Annotated in this window: 32 protein-coding genes and 1 pseudogene; 4 read left to right on the top strand and 29 right to left on the bottom strand. The window is 36.4% G+C overall.

Features of this window, described 5'->3' with window-relative positions; all coding sequences use genetic code 11:
- Positions 1 to 2: 2 nt before the first annotated feature.
- The 10 genes from panD to rpmJ all read right to left on the bottom strand — a co-directional run bounded on the left by panD (position 3) and on the right by rpmJ (position 5,865).
- Entirely contained in the window at positions 3 to 350 is a 348-nt protein-coding gene (panD, locus tag PF028_RS06420) for an aspartate 1-decarboxylase (RefSeq protein WP_270861475.1), read from the bottom strand.
- Entirely contained in the window at positions 347 to 1,636 is a 1,290-nt protein-coding gene (locus PF028_RS06415) for a UDP-N-acetylmuramoyl-L-alanyl-D-glutamate--2,6-diaminopimelate ligase (RefSeq protein ID WP_270861474.1), read from the bottom strand. The genes panD and PF028_RS06415 overlap by 4 nt, the downstream gene beginning before the upstream one ends.
- Positions 1,614 to 2,171 carry a hypothetical protein gene (locus PF028_RS06410; protein WP_270861473.1) on the bottom strand — a complete coding sequence of 186 codons (558 nt, stop codon included), beginning with the start codon at positions 2,169 to 2,171 and terminating at the stop codon, positions 1,614 to 1,616. The genes PF028_RS06415 and PF028_RS06410 overlap by 23 nt, the downstream gene beginning before the upstream one ends.
- The gene (locus PF028_RS06405) at positions 2,161 to 2,430 is read right to left on the bottom strand and encodes a NifU family protein (protein WP_270861472.1); all 270 of its coding nucleotides are present in this window, start codon (positions 2,428 to 2,430) and stop codon (positions 2,161 to 2,163) included. Before PF028_RS06405 ends, PF028_RS06410 begins: the two co-directional genes overlap by 11 nt.
- Positions 2,431 to 2,942: 512 nt before the next feature.
- Positions 2,943 to 3,299 carry a 50S ribosomal protein L17 gene (gene rplQ / locus PF028_RS06400; RefSeq protein WP_270861471.1) on the bottom strand — a complete coding sequence of 119 codons (357 nt, stop codon included), beginning with the start codon at positions 3,297 to 3,299 and terminating at the stop codon, positions 2,943 to 2,945.
- A 3-nt stretch (positions 3,300 to 3,302) separates the two neighbouring features.
- The gene (locus tag PF028_RS06395; protein WP_270861470.1) at positions 3,303 to 4,316 is read right to left on the bottom strand and encodes a DNA-directed RNA polymerase subunit alpha; all 1,014 of its coding nucleotides are present in this window, start codon (positions 4,314 to 4,316) and stop codon (positions 3,303 to 3,305) included.
- 12 nt (positions 4,317 to 4,328) lie between these two features.
- Positions 4,329 to 4,955 carry a 30S ribosomal protein S4 gene (rpsD, locus tag PF028_RS06390; RefSeq protein WP_270861469.1) on the bottom strand — a complete coding sequence of 209 codons (627 nt, stop codon included), beginning with the start codon at positions 4,953 to 4,955 and terminating at the stop codon, positions 4,329 to 4,331.
- A gap of 21 nt (positions 4,956 to 4,976) precedes the next feature.
- Positions 4,977 to 5,369: a 30S ribosomal protein S11 gene (gene rpsK, locus PF028_RS06385; RefSeq protein ID WP_270861468.1), complete on the bottom strand. Its 393-nt coding sequence runs from the start codon at positions 5,367 to 5,369 to the stop codon at positions 4,977 to 4,979.
- A 10-nt stretch (positions 5,370 to 5,379) separates the two neighbouring features.
- The gene (rpsM, locus tag PF028_RS06380; RefSeq protein WP_270861467.1) at positions 5,380 to 5,748 is read right to left on the bottom strand and encodes a 30S ribosomal protein S13; all 369 of its coding nucleotides are present in this window, start codon (positions 5,746 to 5,748) and stop codon (positions 5,380 to 5,382) included.
- Between the two features lie 3 nt (positions 5,749 to 5,751).
- Positions 5,752 to 5,865, bottom strand: a complete 114-nt coding sequence (gene rpmJ / locus PF028_RS06375) for a 50S ribosomal protein L36 (RefSeq protein ID WP_270861466.1) — start codon at positions 5,863 to 5,865, stop codon at positions 5,752 to 5,754.
- 325 nt (positions 5,866 to 6,190) lie between these two features.
- Here rpmJ and PF028_RS06370 point away from each other — a divergent pair, with 325 nt between their 5' ends.
- From PF028_RS06370 to PF028_RS06360, 3 genes are all read left to right on the top strand, one after another.
- Positions 6,191 to 7,732, top strand: a complete 1,542-nt coding sequence (locus PF028_RS06370) for an acetyl-CoA hydrolase/transferase family protein (protein ID WP_270877202.1) — start codon at positions 6,191 to 6,193, stop codon at positions 7,730 to 7,732.
- 295 nt (positions 7,733 to 8,027) lie between these two features.
- Positions 8,028 to 8,807 (top strand): sulfite exporter TauE/SafE family protein, encoded by a 780-nt coding sequence (locus PF028_RS06365; RefSeq protein ID WP_270861497.1) that lies wholly within the window; start codon positions 8,028 to 8,030, stop codon positions 8,805 to 8,807.
- Between the two features lie 79 nt (positions 8,808 to 8,886).
- Positions 8,887 to 9,492 carry a lactate utilization protein gene (locus tag PF028_RS06360; RefSeq protein ID WP_270861498.1) on the top strand — a complete coding sequence of 202 codons (606 nt, stop codon included), beginning with the start codon at positions 8,887 to 8,889 and terminating at the stop codon, positions 9,490 to 9,492.
- Positions 9,493 to 9,733: 241 nt separating this feature from the next.
- On the opposite strand, the gene PF028_RS06355 is transcribed toward PF028_RS06360, so the two are convergent.
- Positions 9,734 to 11,278: a succinate CoA transferase gene (locus PF028_RS06355; protein WP_270877201.1), complete on the bottom strand. Its 1,545-nt coding sequence runs from the start codon at positions 11,276 to 11,278 to the stop codon at positions 9,734 to 9,736.
- A gap of 149 nt (positions 11,279 to 11,427) precedes the next feature.
- Here PF028_RS06355 and PF028_RS06350 point away from each other — a divergent pair, with 149 nt between their 5' ends.
- The gene (locus PF028_RS06350) at positions 11,428 to 11,937 is read left to right on the top strand and encodes a GNAT family N-acetyltransferase (protein ID WP_270861134.1); all 510 of its coding nucleotides are present in this window, start codon (positions 11,428 to 11,430) and stop codon (positions 11,935 to 11,937) included.
- Between the two features lie 178 nt (positions 11,938 to 12,115).
- Here the strand turns inward: PF028_RS06350 and infA are convergent, their stop codons facing one another.
- The 18 genes and pseudogenes from infA to rpsS form a co-directional block, all read right to left on the bottom strand.
- The gene (gene infA, locus PF028_RS06345; protein ID WP_005869854.1) at positions 12,116 to 12,334 is read right to left on the bottom strand and encodes a translation initiation factor IF-1; all 219 of its coding nucleotides are present in this window, start codon (positions 12,332 to 12,334) and stop codon (positions 12,116 to 12,118) included.
- 16 nt (positions 12,335 to 12,350) lie between these two features.
- A complete protein-coding gene (gene map / locus PF028_RS06340) occupies positions 12,351 to 13,118 on the bottom strand; it encodes a type I methionyl aminopeptidase (protein WP_270861133.1) in 768 nt (255 codons plus the stop codon).
- A 1-nt stretch (position 13,119) separates the two neighbouring features.
- Positions 13,120 to 14,385, bottom strand: a complete 1,266-nt coding sequence (gene secY, locus PF028_RS06335; protein ID WP_270861132.1) for a preprotein translocase subunit SecY — start codon at positions 14,383 to 14,385, stop codon at positions 13,120 to 13,122.
- On the bottom strand, positions 14,385 to 14,786 hold the full coding sequence (gene rplO, locus PF028_RS06330) for a 50S ribosomal protein L15 (protein WP_270861131.1): 402 nt from the start codon (positions 14,784 to 14,786) through the stop codon (positions 14,385 to 14,387). The genes secY and rplO overlap by 1 nt, the downstream gene beginning before the upstream one ends.
- A 10-nt stretch (positions 14,787 to 14,796) precedes the next feature.
- Positions 14,797 to 15,240 (bottom strand): 30S ribosomal protein S5, encoded by a 444-nt coding sequence (rpsE, locus tag PF028_RS06325; protein WP_270861130.1) that lies wholly within the window; start codon positions 15,238 to 15,240, stop codon positions 14,797 to 14,799.
- 16 nt (positions 15,241 to 15,256) lie between these two features.
- A complete protein-coding gene (rplR, locus tag PF028_RS06320; protein ID WP_270861129.1) occupies positions 15,257 to 15,613 on the bottom strand; it encodes a 50S ribosomal protein L18 in 357 nt (118 codons plus the stop codon).
- Positions 15,614 to 15,624: 11 nt separating this feature from the next.
- Positions 15,625 to 16,161, bottom strand: coding sequence for a 50S ribosomal protein L6 (gene rplF / locus PF028_RS06315; protein WP_270861128.1), 537 nt, complete (start codon positions 16,159 to 16,161; stop codon positions 15,625 to 15,627).
- 81 nt (positions 16,162 to 16,242) lie between these two features.
- Positions 16,243 to 16,638 carry a 30S ribosomal protein S8 gene (gene rpsH / locus PF028_RS06310; RefSeq protein ID WP_270861127.1) on the bottom strand — a complete coding sequence of 132 codons (396 nt, stop codon included), beginning with the start codon at positions 16,636 to 16,638 and terminating at the stop codon, positions 16,243 to 16,245.
- 9 nt (positions 16,639 to 16,647) lie between these two features.
- The gene (locus tag PF028_RS06305; protein ID WP_270858565.1) at positions 16,648 to 16,833 is read right to left on the bottom strand and encodes a type Z 30S ribosomal protein S14; all 186 of its coding nucleotides are present in this window, start codon (positions 16,831 to 16,833) and stop codon (positions 16,648 to 16,650) included.
- A 1-nt stretch (position 16,834) separates the two neighbouring features.
- On the bottom strand, positions 16,835 to 17,380 hold the full coding sequence (gene rplE, locus PF028_RS06300; protein ID WP_270861126.1) for a 50S ribosomal protein L5: 546 nt from the start codon (positions 17,378 to 17,380) through the stop codon (positions 16,835 to 16,837).
- A gap of 2 nt (positions 17,381 to 17,382) precedes the next feature.
- On the bottom strand, positions 17,383 to 17,616 hold the full coding sequence (rplX, locus tag PF028_RS06295; RefSeq protein ID WP_270861125.1) for a 50S ribosomal protein L24: 234 nt from the start codon (positions 17,614 to 17,616) through the stop codon (positions 17,383 to 17,385).
- Positions 17,616 to 17,984, bottom strand: coding sequence for a 50S ribosomal protein L14 (gene rplN, locus PF028_RS06290; RefSeq protein ID WP_270861124.1), 369 nt, complete (start codon positions 17,982 to 17,984; stop codon positions 17,616 to 17,618). The genes rplX and rplN overlap by 1 nt, the downstream gene beginning before the upstream one ends.
- Positions 17,984 to 18,235, bottom strand: a complete 252-nt coding sequence (rpsQ, locus tag PF028_RS06285) for a 30S ribosomal protein S17 (RefSeq protein WP_270861123.1) — start codon at positions 18,233 to 18,235, stop codon at positions 17,984 to 17,986. The genes rplN and rpsQ overlap by 1 nt, the downstream gene beginning before the upstream one ends.
- 11 nt (positions 18,236 to 18,246) lie before the next feature.
- The gene (gene rpmC / locus PF028_RS06280; RefSeq protein ID WP_270861122.1) at positions 18,247 to 18,432 is read right to left on the bottom strand and encodes a 50S ribosomal protein L29; all 186 of its coding nucleotides are present in this window, start codon (positions 18,430 to 18,432) and stop codon (positions 18,247 to 18,249) included.
- Positions 18,419 to 18,844: a 50S ribosomal protein L16 gene (gene rplP / locus PF028_RS06275; RefSeq protein ID WP_270861121.1), complete on the bottom strand. Its 426-nt coding sequence runs from the start codon at positions 18,842 to 18,844 to the stop codon at positions 18,419 to 18,421. Before rplP ends, rpmC begins: the two co-directional genes overlap by 14 nt.
- 2 nt (positions 18,845 to 18,846) lie before the next feature.
- Entirely contained in the window at positions 18,847 to 19,545 is a 699-nt protein-coding gene (rpsC, locus tag PF028_RS06270) for a 30S ribosomal protein S3 (RefSeq protein ID WP_270861120.1), read from the bottom strand.
- 19 nt (positions 19,546 to 19,564) lie between these two features.
- Positions 19,565 to 19,876, bottom strand: a pseudogene (rplV, locus tag PF028_RS06265) (50S ribosomal protein L22); the annotation flags it as partial.
- A gap of 10 nt (positions 19,877 to 19,886) precedes the next feature.
- A complete protein-coding gene (gene rpsS / locus PF028_RS06260) occupies positions 19,887 to 20,168 on the bottom strand; it encodes a 30S ribosomal protein S19 (RefSeq protein ID WP_270861119.1) in 282 nt (93 codons plus the stop codon).
- Position 20,169 lies beyond the last annotated feature (1 nt).

The following is a 20,169-nucleotide window of genomic DNA, read 5'->3' as shown; positions in this document are numbered from 1 at the left end:
ATTTACTCCACAATTTCATTTTTTTCATTTACATGCACGATTGTCGGCTTGTGCGTTTTAGCTTCATTTGCGTCCATATCGGCATAACTTACGATTATGACAAGATCTCCAACGCAAACTTTCCTTGCGGCTGCGCCGTTTAGGCAAATTTCGCCCTTTTTCTCGCCTTTTATGATATATGTGCTAAATCTCTCGCCGTTGTTAATATCAAGCACATCGACTTTTTGAAATTCAAGCAAATTTGCAGCTTTCATTAGATTTTTATCGATTGTAATCGAGCCGACATAGTTTAAATTCGCATCGGTTATGGTCGCTCTGTGAATTTTGCTTTGCATCATTGTTATCGTCATTTTATCTCCTTTAAAATTTCCCTAACGCACTCTTTGTCGCTAAATGGGTATTTTACCCCTTTTATCTCTTGGGTGCTTTCATCGCCCTTGCCTAAAATCGCCACAACTTCGCCGTTTGTAGCCAAACTTAAAGCCTTTTTTATCGCTTCTTTTCTGTCTGCGATTTTTAGAATTTTATCAAATTTACTCATTCCTGCGTAAATTTCTTCTATGATTTCATCAGGATTTTCGCTTCTTGGATTATCACTTGTTATAATGCAAATTTTAGCAAATTTTTCGGCGATTTTCCCCATTAACGGGCGTTTTGTTCTATCGCGATCGCCACCTGCACCAAAAACAACAATTAGCTCGTTATCTTTTAGCGCATTTAGCACTTTTTCTATGCCATCAGGCGTATGAGCAAAATCAACGATTACAAGCGGATTTTTGCTGACGATTTCAACGCGACCTTCGACACCTGCGAAATTTGCCAGTGCGTTTGCGATTTTTTCGTTTTCTAAATTTGTTAGAATTTTAACGGCACAAAAAGCAGAAATGATATTGTAAAGATTAAATTCGCCAACCAAATCGCTTTCTATCTCACACTCGCCATACGGCGTTTTTAAAACAGCGTTTATGCTATCTTTAACGCTGTAAGCAAGAACGCTAAAAGTGGCTGGATTTTTTATCCCATAGGTAAAAGCGTTTTTAAGATTGAAATTTATAAATTTGTCATCTTTATTTATAAGTTTTACGCTCTCATCGGCAAAAAAACTGCTTTTAACTCTTGCGTATTCTTCAAAAGTTTTGTGATAATCAAGGTGATCTTGTGTTAAATTTGTAAAAATTTTAAGAGCAAATTTAAGCCCTTCTATGCGATTTTGCGCGATAGCATGAGAGCTAACTTCCATTACCAAAAATTCGCATTTTTGCTTTGTGGCTTCATATAAATAACTAAGCGTTTTGATAACCGAGCTTGTGGTTAGCCCTTTTTCGTCAATGCGTTTATCATTTATAAATGCACCGCGCGTCCCCGTTAAGGCGCATTTATAGCCCAAATCCAAAAGCGTAGAATAAATGGCTGCTGCTGTGGTCGTTTTGCCGTTAGTGCCTGTAATGCCCACTATTTTGATATTTTCATCGATTCCAAGCATTTCTTTGGCTTTTTCTATGCTAATTATCTTTGCGCCGTTTTGGCTCGCCGAATTCACAAAAGCCGAATTTGCCGAAGTTTGCAAAAAAAAGCAACCATTTTCGCACTCGTTAGAATTGTCCGTGATAAAGCTATTTTGAATTTGAATTTTCATTGTTTTTTATCTTTTCTATAAGTTTATTAAATTTCAAATCGTCCGTAAATACCCAAGAAAAATCTTCGATATATCGCAAACTCATATCAATAAAATCGTTTTCGACCAAATTTTCTAAGAAATTTAGCATTTCGTCTTTGCTCTCTATGGTTATGCTCGATGAAAACATTACACCTTCTAAAACCTGCTTGAAATCGCCCGTTTTACCCAGTATTTCTCTAAATTCTTTATACGAAATCGAATTTTTTACATCATCTTTGAGATTTTCAGGAATTTGCGGTTCTTCTTCGTAAATATTTTTATAAAGCGAATTTAAAATGTCAAAAAATTCGTCCATATTTTTTTTGGATTTGATTTGATAAAATTCGAAAATCGGCATAACTTCGCTTCTATCGATAAGCGCTAACTCGGCAAGTTCTATCAAAAACAAAAGCTCATCACTTGGTTCTTGCTCATAAGCAAGGCTAAAATAAAGCTTTGCGTCTTTAAATCTATAACGCGAAAATGCCTTTATGCCTAATTCTTTATAATCCATCTACGCTCTCGCCCATTGGGATATTTACGACGCTTAGTTCTGGGTGAATGTCTATGCGAAGTTGGCGTTCGACGCCGTATTTAAGGGTCTGACCGGCAGCCGCACAGCCGTGGCAATGCCCTGTTAGCTGCACATAAACAACGCCGTTTTTGATTTTTAAAAGCTCTATATCGCCGCCGTCATTTTGTAGCATTGGACGGATTGCGTTTAGGCTATTTTGAACCGGTTTTAAAAGTTCTTCATCGCTAAATGGTATCACTAAATTTTCCTTTATTTTTTTGTGCGAATTATACTATAAAAGCACTAAAATAAGACTTATTAAATTTGATAACAAGCATAACACAAAATAAATATTTTTTAGCGATTTAAAAACCAAATTTAGCTTTTTGATAAGTAAAAAATTTAAATATAATTGCTCGTTACAATAACTATTATTTGATTTTATTTTTTAGCCTTTCAATCGATTATTTAAATAGTAAAAAATAAAAATCAATCACTTAAAATGTTGATTTTTTATTTTTTTTCAATAATTTTCAAAAAATAGTTATAGAATGTGAAAAATTTTACGAAAGGAGAAAAAATGATAAATTTAATAGCAATTGCGATTTTTGCAATTTCAACTTTTAGTCTTTCATTTTTTATTGGAATGACTGTAATTGAATTTTGCAAAAACAAAATTTTATAAAATTTCGTAAGGTGGGTAAGGATGCCCACCTTACTTTGAATTTGTGGATTAAAAAAATAGGGGCAAATTCGCCCCTAAAATTTGGATTATTCGCCGATTAGTTCGATGAAAGCCATTTCGGCTGCATCGCCTTTGCGAATTCTAGTTTTAATGATTCTTGTATAGCCACCGTTGCGACCTGCATATTTTGGTGCAACTTCGGTAACTAGTTTGTTTGTAGCTGCTTTATCTTGCAATGCAGCAAAAACAAATCTATGAGCTTCGCTATCGCCAATTCTTGCTCTTGTGATTAGTTTTTCTACATAGCTTCTTAACTCTTTTGCTTTTGGCAAAGTCGTCTCAATCTTACCGCTATTGATGATTGCGATTGTCAAATTTTTAAGCAATGCGGCTCTGTGAGACGAAGTGCGACCTAGCTTTCTATATCCGTGATTGTGTCTCATTTATTATCCTTCGCTCTTTTGTGATTTTAACTCTTCAAGTTTTGCTCTTAGCTGTTCTTTTTTGTCCTTTAAATCAGGATTTCCGACAGGATAACCGATTTCTTGCATAACAGCCTTGATCTCTTCAAGAGATTTTTTGCCTAAATTTTTAAGCTCTTTTAGCTCATTTTCTTCCATAATGGCAAGTTCGCCGATAAATCTGATTTCAGCTTTATCAAGGCAGTTAAAGCTTCTTGCGCTTAAATTTAGGTTTTCTACGCTTTCAAAAAGTTTAGCGTGTTCGTTGCTTGGAATTTGTTTTCCCAAAGTGTTTGAAATATCAATATCAACGATACCTTTGAAAACCGACATTTGTTGATACATAGCTTCTAGCGCATTTTTAAATGCGTCGATTGCGCTTACTTGTCCGTCAGTTGTGATCGTAAATACGATTTTTTCAAAATCAGGATTGTCTTCAACAAAAACATTTTCAATATCATAAACCGCTTTTGTTACAGGTGTAAAAAACGCATCAAGTGCGATATAATCGCTATCGATATAATCTCTAATCTCTTCGCTAGGGACATATCCTATGCCTTTTTCTACAACAAGTGAAAATTTAAGTTCGGCATCTTCGTTTATGGTCGCTAAGTAACTGTCAGGATTTACAATTTCAACGATGTCGTTAGTTAAATCTTTTCCGTAAATTTCTTTTGGACCTTTAAAGCTATATTCAACAACTTCTCTTTTTGAATCTCCTTTGATTTTAAATCTTAATGCTTTTAAATTTATGATAAAAGCAGCAACATCTTCAAGCATACCTCTCATGCTGTCAAATTCGTGGCTTACGCCTTCGATTTTAACGGCAGTCGGAGCAAATCCGACGGTGCTTGTAAAAAGTAATCTTCTCAAAGGGTGAGCAAGAGTAACGCCGTATCCTGTTTCAAAAGGATAAGCTATAACCTTAGCAACATTTTCGCTAACATTAACAACTTCGATTTCGGTTGGCATATGAGCTGATGTTGTAATTTTTCTCATAATTTGCTCCTACTATTTTGAATAAAGCTCGACTATAAATCTTTCCTCAACAGGAATAACAACTTCTTCTCTTTCAGGAACTCTTGAAAAAATTCCGTATCTTTTATCTTTTTCTACATCAACCCAAGCAACAATACCTGTTTGAGCTGTCAAATCGATAGCTCTTGAAATTTGCGGATTGTTTTTGCTTTTTTCGATAACTTCGATTTTTTGACCTGCTTTTACGCTGTAAGACGGAATATCTAGTCTTTTGCCATCAACTAAAATATGTCCGTGAGTTACAAGTTGTCTTGCAAATCTTCTAGTTGTAGCAAAGCCCATTCTATAAACAACATTATCTAGTCTTTGTTCTAAAAGTTGAACAAGGATAGCTCCTGTGTTGCCGTCTCTTCTGGCAGCTTCTGCAAACAATCTTCTAAATTGTTTTTCGCTTACGCCATACATAAATTTAGCTTTTTGTTTTTCTCTAAGTTGAGAGCCGTATTCGCTTACTTTTGCTCTGCGTTGTCCGTGTTGGCCTGGGGCATAAGGTCTTTTTAGAAGAGCGCTTTTTCCAGCTAATCTTCTTTCGCCTTTCATAAACAAATCAACGCCTAGTCTTCTTTCTAATTTTTCAACTGGTCCTCTATATCTAGCCATAATATTCTCCTAAATTCCTAATTATACACGGCGTCTTTTTGGCGGTCTGCAACCGTTATGTGCCAAAGGCGTGATGTCTTTTAAAAATGTAACTTTAATGCCTTCTACGCCGCCTACGCTTTTAACGGCAGTTTCTCTACCGCTTCCTGGACCTTGAACTTTGATGCCTACTTCTTTAATGCCGTGTTCTTTTGCTTTATTAAGTGCATCTTCGATAGCTTGTTGCGCTGCATAAGGAGTTGATTTTTTGCTTCCTTTGAAATTTAACGCACCTGCACTACTCCATGCAATAGCATTTCCCATTTCGTCTGTTACAGTAACCATAGTGTTGTTAAATGTAGCAGAGATATAAACTATACCTTTTGCAATACTTTTTCTTGCTGTTTTTTTCTTAACTACTTTTCTTTTTGCCATTTCTCAATCCTTATTTAGTTGCCGCGCCGACAGTTTTGCGTTTGCCTTTTCTAGTTCGTGCATTTGTTTTTGTTTTTTGACCACGAACAGGAAGACCTTTTCTATGTCTAAGACCACGATAGCCGCCTAAATCCATAAGTGCTTTGATATTCATAGCAACTTCTTTTCTAAGATCACCTTCGACCATATAGTGTTCTTGGATCTCTTTTCGGATTGTCGCAGCTTCTTCTTCGGTTAAATCAGCAACTCTCTTGTCATAAGAAATGCCAGTAGCATCAAGAATTTTTCTTGAAGTAAAAAGACCTATACCATAGATATAAGTTAAGCCATATTCAATTCTTTTTTTCTTTGGTAAATCAACACCTGCAATACGAGCCATAACTTATCCTTGTCTTTGTTTATGTTTTGGATTTTCACAAATAATGTGAACAACACCTTTACGCTTAACGACTTTACATTTGTCGCACATCTTCTTCACAGAAGGACGAACTTTCATCCTACACTCCTAAAAAAATTATTCCGCTTAGGTGCAACTTGCACTTAGGTTTAACGAATTTCAGGCGAAAGTATCAAACCAACTGTTTTCAAAATAGCGGTGATTTTGAAAACACTTCTTCACGCAGTTAGTTGCAAAAACTAGGATTTTACCCAAAGTTTGCTTTAAAATTTATAAATTTGTGTGAATTCGGTTTTGCTCTACTGCAAATTCGAAGTTAAATTTTAAATTTAACTTAAAAAAAATCAATTTTTTTAAAAATATGGATAATCACAGCAAAAAAATATTATAATCGCCAAATCAATTTAAATTTTAGGAGAAAAAAATGAGTGATTACGCAAGTATGCAAAGTTCAGACACAAGTAGAATCAAAAGCAAAGTTTTTTTAGACAAAGTAGTTTCGGCAGATAAAGCTGCTGAATTTGTCCAAAATGACGCATTAGTCGGTTTTAGCGGTTTTGTGGGCGCTGGTGCTCCGATAGCTGTGCCTATGGCATTAGCCCAAAGAGCAGAAAAACTTCACGCCGATGGCAAAGAATTTCAAATCAAAGCACTAACAGGAGCTTCAACTGATCCAAATTTAGACGGCGTTTTAGCAAGAGCTGGTGCCGTTAGTTTTAGGGCACCTTTTAATACAGATAAAGATATGCGAATATCAGTAAATTCAAATAAAACTAAATATATGGATATTCATCTTTCATCATTGGCTCAGTATGCTGAATCTGGATTTTTTGGAGAAATGGATTTTGCTATTGTTGAGATTTCGGGCATTACAGAAGACGGGAAATTGATACCTTCGACTTCAATCGGTAATAATCAAACATGGCTAAATATCGCTAAAAAGGTTATTTTAGAAGTAAATAACTACCAACCAACCGCATTAGAAGGAATTCACGATGTGGCGACTCTCGGACTTCCGCCACATAGAAAGCCACTAAATATCACAAAAGTCGATGATCGCATAGGAACACCATATTTAACAGTCGATCCAGATAAAGTCGTAGCCGTAGTAGTAGCAAACACACCAGATCGTGTTAATAAATTTACTCCACTTGATGAAATTTCAATCGCAATCGGAGATAATGTCGTTAAATTTTTTGAAAATGAAGTAAAAGCTGGAAGGTTGCCAAAAGATACGCTTTTGCCACTTCAATCTGGCATTGGCAATGTCGCAAATGCCGTTTTGGCTGGACTTAAACGAGCAGGATACAAAGGCCTTACATGCTACACAGAAGTTATCCAAGACGGACTTTTAGACTTAATCAAAGACGGCGTTGTCGAAATGGCAAGCTCTGCTTCGCTCTCTCTTAGCCCTGATGCAGTTGATGACTTCCGCGAAAACATCAACTTCTACTCCAAACACATAGTCCTTCGCCCACAAGAACTTTCAAACAACCCGGAAGTCATAAGAAGACTTGGCGTAATAGCAATGAACGGAATGCTAGAAGCCGACATTTACGGAAATGTAAATTCGACAAATGTTATGGGAACACAGATGATGAACGGCATAGGCGGAAGCGGTGATTTTGCAAGAAATGGTTATATTTCTATATTCCTTACGCCATCAACTGCAAAAGGTGGAGCAATAAGCTCAATCGTTCCTTTTGTAAGCCATGTCGATCACACAGAACACGATACAATGGTAATAGTTAGCGAATATGGTTATGCAGATTTGCGTGGTAAAAGCCCAAGAGAAAGAGCCGCTGAGATGATAAAAATCGCTCACCCTGATTACAGAGAAGCTTTGCAAGATTATTTCGATAGAGCTTGTGCTAATGAAAAAGCAGGACATACGCCACATATTTTAGACGAAGCACTATCTTGGCATGATAGATTTAATAAAACAGGAACGATGAAAAAGGCGTAGGCTTTTTAAGTTGAAATCAGCCTAGCTTTTACACCGAATTTGCAACGATAGACAAATCAAGTCTTATCTTATGCAAATTCGGTGCAAAATCGTCGGCATAGGCAATTCAAAATTTGCAATGGAAATTCAGCCTAGCTTTGTGGTGATTCGTCACAAAACTCGCTCAAACAGACAGACGCCTAGTTTTTCGCTTGTTTTGTTCGAAAACACCACAAATCATCGGCATTTGGTTTTTAAATTTAGGTTGAAGTTACACTGCGATAATTGTCAAATTTGAATTTTAGAGTAAAATTTTATGCAAAGTATAATCTTATCTGCCGTTTTCATCATCGCTTCGTTGTTGCATGGAATTTCTGGCATGGGGTTTCCTATGTTGGCTACCACAACACTTGCGTTTTTTATGCCGTTATCAAAGGTTGTCGCCCTAGTTGCCTTGCCTAGCTTATTAATGAGCGCACTGGTGCTTTGCAGTCATAGCAAACAGGGTATTTTGCAAGAAATTTTGTATTACACTAAAAGCTATAAATTACTAGCTATTAGTAGCGTTATTGGCACGATTTTGGGTGTGAAGCTACTTTTGATACTAAGTGTTTCTTATTTGTATCTGCTTATGGCGTGTGTTACGCTGTATTATTCGATTAATGGATTACTAAATATTTTTGGCAAGGCTAAAAGCATTAAAATAAATTCAAACAATAAAAATATGATTTTATTTGGATTTTTAGCAGGAATTATCGGTGGTTCGACCAATGCTATGTCGCCGATTTTGCTTATGTTTTTATTTAGCCAAAGCGATGATAAAAATCGTGTTGCAAAGGCGAGTAATCTGTGTTTTTTACTAGCAAAAATCGTGCAAATTTATATGCTAAAAGAGCAATATTTCTTACTAGAACAAAGCGAATATGCCCTAATATTTTTGCTAACTTTGTTTTCAATTGCTGGTTTGTATGTAGGAATTTGGCTAAGACACAAAATCAGCACCAAATTTTTTAAGGTGTTAAATTTTGCGATACTACTTGTGTTGGCTTTGAAAATCGGCTATTCTGGGATTTTAAAATTTTTTGCCAACTTGTAACGGCGATAAATTTGTTTTATAGCAAACAAAGTATATTTTTCATAAAATGTTAGAGTAATTTTTTAAAAAGGTTGCGAAAATGGATTTTGAAAAGATAACTAAAAATTTAGAAAATTTAGGCTACAAGGTCAGTGTTTTTGAAAACAAAGAAAAAGCGACGCAGTATTTAAATTTGCAAATAAATGGCGTAAGCGTGGGCTTTGGTGGCTCGATGAGTATCAAAGAAATGGGGCTTTATGAAGCTCTAAATTCACACAACGACACTTACTGGCACTGGGTGCTTGATAAAAATTTAAGTGCCGATGAGACACGCAAAATTGCCCTTACGACCGATATTTACATTTCATCGGTAAATGGCATTTCGCAGAGTGGCCAAATCATCAATATCGACGGCACAGGAAATCGCATAGGCGCACTTTGCTACGGGCACAAAAAGGTTTATTTTGTCGTCGGCAAAAACAAAATCGCACCTGATTTTGATAGTGCAATGAGCAGGGCTAGAAATGTGGCTGCGGTCAAAAATGCAAATAGATTTGGCGTGAAAACTCCGTGCGTATTAAACGGCGATAAATGTTATGACTGCAATAGCAAAGAGCGAATTTGTCGTGGTTTTAGCGTGTTTTATTATCCGCCAAACGGCTGCGAATACGAAGTCGTTTTGATAGATGAAAATTTGGGATTTTAAATTTTGTAATCGCCAAAAGTGCGGAATTCAATAAATGCATTGCAACGCTTGAAATAAGATTTTTAAATTTATTTAATTAGCTAAAAATATTCAAGACAAGATAGGCGTAGTTACGCACAAATTTAGGCAGTTTCGAGCGAAGTTACCTGTGGCGGTAATGAGCGATGAAATTGCCTAAATTTGTGCGTAAATCCGTCAGGCTTGGGGAATTAAGAGCTAGGCTAGTTTCAACTTAAAAAGCCTACGCCTTTTTCATCGTTCCTGTTTTATTAAATCTATCATGCCAAGATAGTGCTTCGTCTAAAATATGTGGCGTATGGCCTGCTTTTTCATTAGCACAAGCTCTATCAAAATAATCTTGCAAAGCTTCTCTGTAATCAGGGTGAGCTATTTTTATCATCTCAGCGGCTCTTTCTCTTGGGCTTTTACCACGCAAATCTGCATAACCATATTCGCTAACTATTACCATTGTATCGTGTTCTGTGTGATCGACATGGCTTACAAAAGGAACGATTGAGCTTATTGCTCCACCTTTTGCAGTTGATGGCGTAAGGAATATAGAAATATAACCATTTCTTGCAAAATCACCGCTTCCGCCTATGCCGTTCATCATCTGTGTTCCCATAACATTTGTCGAATTTACATTTCCGTAAATGTCGGCTTCTAGCATTCCGTTCATTGCTATTACGCCAAGTCTTCTTATGACTTCCGGGTTGTTTGAAAGTTCTTGTGGGCGAAGGACTATGTGTTTGGAGTAGAAGTTGATGTTTTCGCGGAAGTCTTGCGTAGCTTCAAAACTAAGATATAATGAAGCTGAGCTGACGGTACCTGCGATACCTTCTTTTATAAGCTCTAAAAGTCCATCTTGGATAACTTCGGTATAAAAATTTAACTCTTTATAAGATGCTTTTTTTAATGCGGCTAAAACGGCGTTTGGAATATTTCCTACACCTGATTGTAAAGGCAAGAGAGTATCTTTTGGCAACCTTCCGGCTTTTACTTCTTGTTCAAAAAATTTAACGACATTATCTCCGATTGCGATTGAAATTTCATCAAGTGGAGTAAATTTATTAACACGATCTGGTGTGTTTGCTACTACTACGGCTACGACTTTATCTGGATCGACTGTTAAATATGGTGTTCCTATGCGATCTCCTACTTCATTGATAGGTATTTCTTTTTGATACGGCGAACGAGCCAAAACAGCGACATCATGCAGTTTTTCTAATTCCAATGGCTGAGAAATATTTACTTCTAAAATAACTTTTTTGGCAATATTTAGCCAATTTTGCGCATTACCCACCGAAGTCGATGGCACCAATTTCCCATCTTCTGTGATACCTGAAATCTCAACAATAGCAAAATCCATTTCTCCAAAAAATCCAGATTCGGCATACTGAGCTAGACTTGAAAGATGAATATCCATATATTTAGTTTTATTTGAATTTACTGATATTCGCATATCTTTATCTGTATTAAAAGGCGCTCTAAAACTAACGGCACCAGCTCTTGCTAAAACGCCGTCTAAATTTGGATCAGTTGAAGCTCCTGTTAGTGCTTTGATTTGAAATTCTTTGCCTTGTGCGTGAAGTTTTTCTGCTCTTTGGGCTAATGCCATAGGTACTACAATTGGGGCACCGGCACCCACAAAGCCTCCAAAACCAATCAACGCTCCGTGCGGAATTAGCTTGGCAGCCTTTGTGGCTGAAATGACTTTTTTTAAATACTCTTTATTTTTAACTCTACTCGTGTCCGAAACTTCAAATTTTTCGTAGCTAATGCCCACTTTTACTCCTGCTAAATTTTAATTAAATTTGCATTATAATATTTTTTTGCTGTGATTATCCTACGAGAAAAAATTTTAAAACCAAATTAAACCTAAATTCTGTAAAATTCACAATTTATCAATATTAACAAAATTTTACAAGGTAATAAATGAGTATAAAAGTGCGTGAATTTAGACAAGATGACATTAAATTTATAATCCAAATTTGGAACGAAGTGGTCGAAAATGGCGTTGCCTTTCCGCAAACTGAGCTTTTAGATGAAATTAGTGGATTTAAGTTTTTCTCTTCTCAAAGTTTTGTTGGAGTTGCGGTTGAAACTGGTGCAAATTCAGATAAAAAGGGTGAAATTTTGGGACTTTATATCTTGCACCCAAATAATGTCGGCAGGTGCGCTCATATCGCAAACGCAAGTTACGCTGTGGCTAAAAATGCACGGGGTAAGGGCGTGGGCGAGATTCTGGTTCGCCATAGCCTTTTAAGGGCGAAAGAGCTTGGTTTTCGCATTATGCAGTTTAACGCCGTTGTCGCAAACAACGAAGTAGCACTAAGACTTTATGAAAAATTAGGATTTACCAAACTTGGCGTGATTAAGGGTGGTTTTTTAAATAAAAACGGCATTTATGAAGATATAATTCCACATTATATAGAGTTAATTTGATTAAATTTAATGCAACAATCTTGCTAAATTTAGAAAAATAATTCAATGCTAAATTTAAACTGCGTATGCCGACGATTTTTTGAGCTGTGAAGCAAATTTCGACTGAGATAAGGCTGTTGCCTATCGAAGGAGAAATTTGCAAACACTCGAAAAAGCTAGGCTGAATTTAATGATAAATTTATTTATAGCGATAAGTAATTCTACCTTTATCTAGGCTATATGGCGTAAGCTCGACTTTGACACGATCGCCCGGCATAATTTTAATATAGTGCATACGCATTTTGCCCGCGATATGGCATAAAATCACATGCTTATTATCAAGCTCGACCTTAAATGTCGCATTTGGCAACGCCTCGATTACATTTCCGTCAATCTCAATGACATCATCTTTTGCCATTAAATTCTCTCCTTTTTTAATCTTTCAAGCTTTTGCTTAAAATTTCGACTTTATTATTCACAACCGCCAAACAATGCTCATAATGGCTAGTTCTAAGCCCGTCTTTTGCCGTTGTTGTCCATTTGTCTTTTGCGATTACTGCCGTGCCGTCTTTTTGGCAAATCATCGGCTCAATGCAAAAAACCATACCATTCTTGATTTTTGGACCTGCTTTTGGGTTATTACCTTCTAAGTAGTTTGGAATTTCAGGCTCTTCGTGCGGTTTTTTTCCGATACCATGACCACAAAAGCCAATTAGCGGCACAAAACCGCGTGATTTTATAAATTTTTCAAGCTCGAAGCAAACTTCTTTAAAGTGCATACCGACCTTTATAAAATCAATCGCATGATAAAGAGCGTCCTTACTACACGCAATCAAATCTTCATCTTCTTTTGAAATTTTACCGATAGGAAAGGTTCGTGCGCTATCGCCGTAATAGCCGTTTAGTTTGCTTCCGACATCAACGCCTAAAATATCGCCTTCTTTTAAAGTGGTATTATCAGGAATTCCGTGAATTATAACTTCATTTAGTGATAAACAAGCAGCATTTGGAAAGCCGTAAAGTCCTTTAAACGCAGGATATGCGCCCTTGCTAGTGATAAATTCGTCGATTTTTTTATCGACTTCTAAAAGCGTCATACCCGGTTTTAAAAACTCTTCTGCGTAATCAAGGGCGGCAGCGACGATTTTATTCGCCGCCCGTAAGCCCTCAATGTCTTTTGCGTTTTTTAGCGTGATTGCCATTTTATAAGCCTACCGCGCTTAAAGTTTGATATTTATTCATGTAAATTTGAGCTTCGATTCTTCTCATGGTATCAAGCGCAACAGATACAACAATCAAAACGCTTGTTCCGCCGAAATAAAACGGAACGCCCATAAATTTAACTAATAGCCATGGTATAACGGTTACTAAACCCAAATAAATAGAACCCCAAAATGTCAAACGACTTGCAATATCATTTAGATATGTCGCCGTTCCTTCTCCCGGGCGAATTCCAGGAACAAAACCGCCTTGTTTTTTGAGATTTTCGCTAATATCTTTTGAGTTAAACGCAATCGAAGCGTAAAAATATGCAAAAAATACAACCAAAACAAAAGTTAAAAAGTTGAAAAAATATCCGCTCGGACTTAAAAAGTCGTTGATTTTTTGGATATACGGATTTGTGCTAGCTTGTAAAATCGTGCTAGGAAACATCAAAACCGCACTCGCGAAAATCGGCGGAATAACACCGCTTAAATTTAACTTGATAGGGATATAGTTCATTATTCTTTTATTTTGATTTTGCATAATCACTTTTCTAGAATACGAAATAGGAATTCTTCTCTCGCCAAGCTCGACATAGATAATAATGCCGACGGTTGCTAGAACGATTAATAAAATTAAGAATAAAACCAAGAAATTCATTTCGCCTGTATTTACCAAATTTACGGTTCCGCCAATAGCAGCAGGAATAGCACTAACAATACCTGCAAAAATGATTAAACTTGTTCCGTTTCCGATACCTCTTTGAGTGATTTGTTCGCCAATCCACATAAGCAGCATAGTTCCTGCTAACATCGAAACACACGAAATAAATATAAATTCGTTTGAATTCTCAGTCATAATGGCAGGTGCGCCGTTATTTCCTGTTAGACTTTGCAAACCGATACTAACACCAATTGATTGAACTATTGTGATTGCGATTGTTGCATAACGGATTATTTGCATATATTTTTGCATTCCGTCTCGCTCTTTTTTTAACTTGCCTAAATTCGGAAATGTAGCCGCAAGAAGCTCCATAATAATAGAAGCGGTAATGTAAGGCATAATACCGAGCGAAATAACGCTCAGTCGTTCAGCGGCCTTACCGCTGAACATATTAAACATGCCTAGTGCATTATCGCTATTATTTTTAAAAAATTCCTTTACGACCTCAACATCTACTCCGGGCACCGGAACATAAGCCAGTAGCCTAAAAGCAAGCAAAAAACCCAATGTAATGAGTATCTTGTTGAGTAATGGATTTTTCATTATTTTTGTCCGCTTGTAACTATTTTCTCATCTTTGATTTTTGAAGCAAGATCTTTTGCGCTTGCACCTATTAGTTTGATTTTTTTCACGCTGTTAGAGAATTTATGCACACTTGCGATAGTCTCAAATGTAATCTCGCTTAACTCTTTAACGGCTGAAATTTTCTCAACATTTATAACATAAGGTTTTTCAAATTTAGAAGCAAAACCTACTTTTGGTAGTCTTCTTTGAAGCGGTTGTTGTCCGCCTTCAAAACCTCTTTTTTCGTTATAACCTTTTCTTGCAGTTTGACCTTTACCACCTTTTGTAGCAGTTTTGCCCCAACCGCTTCCTTGACCGCGACCGATTCTTTTTGTTTTTTTAGTTGAACCTGCGGCTTTTTGTAAATTTTCAAGTCCCATCATCTATCCTTTAATTTTTTAGCATACTAAGAGCTTTCATTGTAGCTCTTACAACATTTGATGAGTTGTTTGATCCAAGTGATTTTGTCAAAATATCTTTGATACCTGCAAGTTCTAAAACAGGGCGAACAGAACCACCTGCGATAACGCCGGTACCTTCGCTAGCCGGTTTTAGTAAAATTCTACTTGCATTGTATTTAACCTCTATATCGTGAGATATAGTTGAACCTTTTAACTTAACATCAATAATGTTTTTAAAAGCATCATCTACGGCTTTTTTGATAGCATCAGGAACTTCTTTTGATTTACCAAATCCGTATCCTACTAGTCCGTTTCTATTTCCGACAACAACAAGAGCTGTAAATCTAAATCTTCTACCGCCCTTTACGACTTTTGTAACCCTGCCGATATTGACGATTACTTCTTCGAATTCTTCTCTGTTATATTTTTCCATCATCATTTCCTTTGGGTTATAGTTTAATTCCGTTTTCTCTTAGCGCATCAGCAAAAGCTGCGATTACGCCGTGATACAAATAGCCGTTTCTGTCAAAAACACCTTGTTCGATTTTTTTATCTTTTAATTTTGCCGCAAAATCTTTCGCAAGTTCAGTCGCACCTGCTTTATTTGCCTTCAAATTTAAAGATTTTCCGCTACTTGCACAGATTGTGCTACCATTAACATCATCAATCGCTTGAACATAGATTGTTCTGTTTGATTTGAAAATAGAAATTCTTGGGCAAGCAGGGCAACCTGAAATGTTTGCTCTAATTCTTCTTTTTCTTTTGATTCTTAAAGAAAGTTTTCTTTTTAATACATTTGCTGTCATTGTCTTAACCCTTATTTCTTAGATGTTTTACCGGCTTTGCGGATAATGCGTTCTTCGACATATTTAACACCTTTACCTTTGTATGGTTCAGGCGGTCTAAAACCTCTAACCTCAGCAGCTACTTGACCTACTTGTTGTTTGTCTGAGCCTTTGATTGTGATGATATTTTTCTCAACTGAAATTTCGATTCCTTGCGGAGCTTCATAATTTATAACATGAGAAAAACCTAGACTTAGCTCTAAAACTTTACCTTTCATCGCCGCTTTGTAACCAACGCCGTTGATTTCAAGTTGTCTAGTAAAGCCGTCAGTCAAACCAACGATAATGTTGTTTGTTAGGGCTCTATAAGTTCCCCAATATGCTCTACTTTGTCTATCTTCGCCTTTTGGTGAAAATACAACTTTTCCGTCTTCTATTTTTACATCAACTTGATTTTTCAAGTCTAGTTCTTTTACGCTATTTCCTTTTTTAAATTTAAGCGCAGAACCTTCAAATTTAACCTCTACTCCGTTTGGAATAGTTACAGGTTGTTTTCCTATTCTTGACATATCTTTCCTTCTTTACTTGTCTAGGGTATGACTACTTTTACGAATGGATACCACAATACCATAAAAAAGTAGAAACTAATCTTACCAAATAGTGCAAAGCACTTCGCCGCCAACACCGGCTTTACTTGCTTCGATACCGCTCATAACGCCTTTGCTTGTGCTAACGATAATAGTTCCGTAACCGTTTTTAAATCTTTTTATCTCGTCTTTACCTTGATAAACGCGTCTTCCCGGTTTTGAAACTCTTTTTATTTCGTTAATTACGCTTCTGCCTCGTTCATCATATTTAAGCACAACATTGATGAATTTTTTGTTGTTTTCTTCAACAACATTGTAGCTTTCGATATAACCTTTTGCAGCCAAAATACTCAAAGTTGCTTCAACAACTTTTGAGTGGAGAAGCTTGGTTGTATCAAGTCTTCTCATAGCGGCATTTCTGATACGAGTTAGTCCGTCTGAAATCAAATCATTTATCATAACTTTTCCTTACCAACTTGCTTTTTTAAGGCCTGGGATCAAACCTTCATTAGCCATTTTTCTTAAACATACACGGCAAATTCCAAAATCTCTATAAACAGAGTGCGGTCTTCCGCAAATTTGGCATCTTGTATATGCACGAGAGCTGAATTTAGCAGGGCGTTTTGCCTTAGCTATCATTGATTTTTTTGCCATCTTACTTTCCTTTCGCAAAAGGCATGCCAAATAGTTCTAGCAATTTAAACGCCTCTTTGTCGCTGTTTGTTGTAGTTACGATTGTTATATTCATACCGTGAGTTCTTAAAATTTTATCATACTCAACTTCCGGGAACATTAGTTGTTCGTTTAAACCGAAGTTATAATTTCCTCTTCCGTCAAATCCGTCTCTTGGAACGCCTCTAAAATCTTTAACTCTTGGCAAAGCAATTGTAATTAGTTTATCTAAAAACGCATACATTTGCTCTTTTCTTAGTGTAACTTTTATACCAACAGGAAAGCCTTCTCTGACCTTAAAACCTGCAACAGATTTTTTAGCATTTGTAATAAGTGCTTTTTGACCTGCAATCAAAGATATAGTATCTGCCATATTTTGCAACACTTTTTGATCTTTGCTTGATTCGCCAGCACCCACACTGATAACTACTTTTTCAAGTGCAGGGATTAGCATAGGATTTTTTATGTCAAATTCCTTAACCAAAGCAGGTTTAATTTTTTCGTTATATTGTTCTTGTAATCTACTCATAATTAACCCTCGATCAATGCTACATTTGAAATATCAATCGGCATCTCTTTATTTACAAATCCGCCGTTTGGATTTTTTTCGCTAGGTTTGATTGCTTTTTTAGCCATTTTACAACCCTCAACGATAACTTGACCTTTTTTAGGATAAACAGCTTTTACAACGCCTGTTTTACCTTTATCGTCTCCTGCAATGATTTTTACTTCATTGCCTTTTTTAATTTTAAATTTGGTTGCCATTATAAAACCTCCGGAGCAAGAGATACGATTTTCATAAAACCGCTATATCTAACTTCACGACCAACAGGTCCGAAAATACGAGTTCCGATAGGCTCTTTTTTGTTATCTAGGATAACAGCTGCATTTTCGTCAAATCTGATTAGCGATCCATTTTCTCTGTGAATTTCTTTTGTAGTTCTAACTACAACAGCTTTTACAACTTGACCTCTTTTAATTTTTCCGTTTGGAAGTGCTTTTTTAACGCTACAAACGATAATATCACCGATTGTAGCATATCTTCTTTTACTTCCGCCAAGAACTTTAATACACATAAGTTCTTTTGCACCGCTATTGTCGGCTACTGCTAGTCTTGTAAAACTTTGTATCATTATTCAACTCCTGCTTTCAAAACTGCTTTTAGGCGGAATGATTTTCTAGCACTTAGTGGTCTGCACTCAACTGCTGAAATCGTATCACCGATATTTACTACATTATTTTCATCATGAACAAGATATTTTTTAAATCTTTTTACGATTTTTCTATATCTTGGATGAATAACTCTTCTTTCTACCAAAATAGTTGCGGTTTTATCGCCCGCTTTTTTAAGAACTACGCCTTGAATTTCTCTTTTAAATGCCATAATTCCACCCCTTATTTCATTGCACTAATTGCAGTATTGATTTGTGCGATCTCTTTTTTAACCGCACGAATTTCATTTGGGTTAGTTAGCTGCATAGTTTTTAGCTTTTGTCTAAGTTCAAACAAAAGCACCTTTTTTTCTTTTAACATAGCGTTTAATTCGCTCAAATTTTTATCTTTCAACTCAGTATAGTTCATTTTCACTTTCCCTCGTTACGATTTTTGTCTTAAACGGCAATTTGTGAATAGAAAGTGTAAGAGCTTGTCTAGCTACTTCTTCACTAACACCGGTCATTTCAAATATAATTCTTCCCGGTTTAATATTCATAACCCACTCTTCAACACCTGCTTTACCTTTACCCATACGAGTTTGAAGAGGTTTTTTAGTAAGCGGTTTATCAGGGAATACTGTAATCCAAATTTTTGCTTGTCTTTTAACAAAACGAGTCATAGCAACACGAGCTGCTTCGATTTGGCGTGAATTTATTCTACCTGCTTCAACAGCTTTAATACCAAATTCGCCATAACTTAGTTGATTTCCTCTTGTTGCATAGCCGCGATTGCGACCTTTCATCATTTTGCGATATTTTGTTCTTTTAGGCATCAACATGACTATTTACCCCTTCTTGATCTTCGTGGTTTTTTAGGCGCATTTTCTTCTGATTTTTCAGCTTGAATTCCTTTTTGAAGAACTTCGCCTTTGAAAATCCATACTTTTACGCCGATATTTCCGTAAGTAGTGTGTGCTTCTGCAAAGCCATAATCGATTCTAGCTCTTAGTGTATGAAGCGGAACTCTACCTTCTAAATACCACTCGGTTCTTGCCATTTCAGCACCACCTAAACGACCTGCAACTGAAATTTTAATACCTTTTGCACCTGCTTTTTGCGCACCTTGAATAACTTTTTTCATAGCGCGTCTAAATGCAACACGGCGCTCTAGTTGCATAGCAACATTTTCTGCTGCTAATTGAGCTGAACTTCCTGCTTTTCTCTCTTCTTTAATATTGATTGTTACATCTTTATTAACCAAAGCAACTACTTCATTTTTCAAATTCTCTACTTCGCTACCTTTTTTACCGATGATAATTCCAGGGCGTGCCGCAACGATAGTAACACGAATTTTTTTAGCAGTTCTTTCAATCAAAATTTGATTGATTCCTGCATAGTAAAGCTTCGCTTTTAAGAATTTGCGAATTTTGTAGTCTTCGCCGATACTTTCAGGAAGCGTAGCTTTTGAAGGAAACCATCTTGATTCCCAGTTTCTATTTATGCCTAATCTTAGGCCAATCGGATTAACTTTTTGTCCCATATTATGCTTCCTTACTTGGTTTAGCTACTTCAACGCTAATGTGTGAAGTTGGTTTTCTTATTCTACTTGCTGTTCCTCTTGCTCTTGGTCTAAATCTTTTTAGCACGGGACCAGCATCTACACGACAACTTTTTACTATAACTTCTTCCGGTTCAAAACCGCCGTTTGCAACTGCACTTGAAATAGCAGTAGCGATATATTTTGCACCGCGATTTGGAGTAAATTCCAAAGTTGCAAGTGCAAATTCAGCGTTCATGCCTTGAACTTGTTTTGCGATAAGTCTTGCCTTAGTCGGTGAAAGGCGAACAAATTTAATAGTTGATTTACTCATTTATTTCCCCTTATTTACCGATTTTCTTTTGAACTGAGCCTTTGTGGCCTTTGAAAGTTCTAGTTGGAGCAAACTCACCTAATTTATAACCGATATGGTGTTCTGTAACATAAACAGGAATAAAACTTTTTCCGTTATGAACATTAAATGTTAGTCCAATCATCTCTGGCACGATTGTGCTGCGTCTTGACCAAGTTTTGATCGGCTTATTATCATTAGCTTTTTTTGCTGCAACAACTTTTTTCATTACATGATCATCTACGAAAGGACCTTTTTTTAGCGATCTAGCCATC

Source organism: Campylobacter sp. CN_NE2 (genome assembly GCF_027797465.1).
Taxonomy (GTDB): Bacteria; Campylobacterota; Campylobacteria; order Campylobacterales; family Campylobacteraceae; genus Campylobacter_B.
This window is presented reverse-complemented; position numbering and strand designations above follow the sequence as displayed.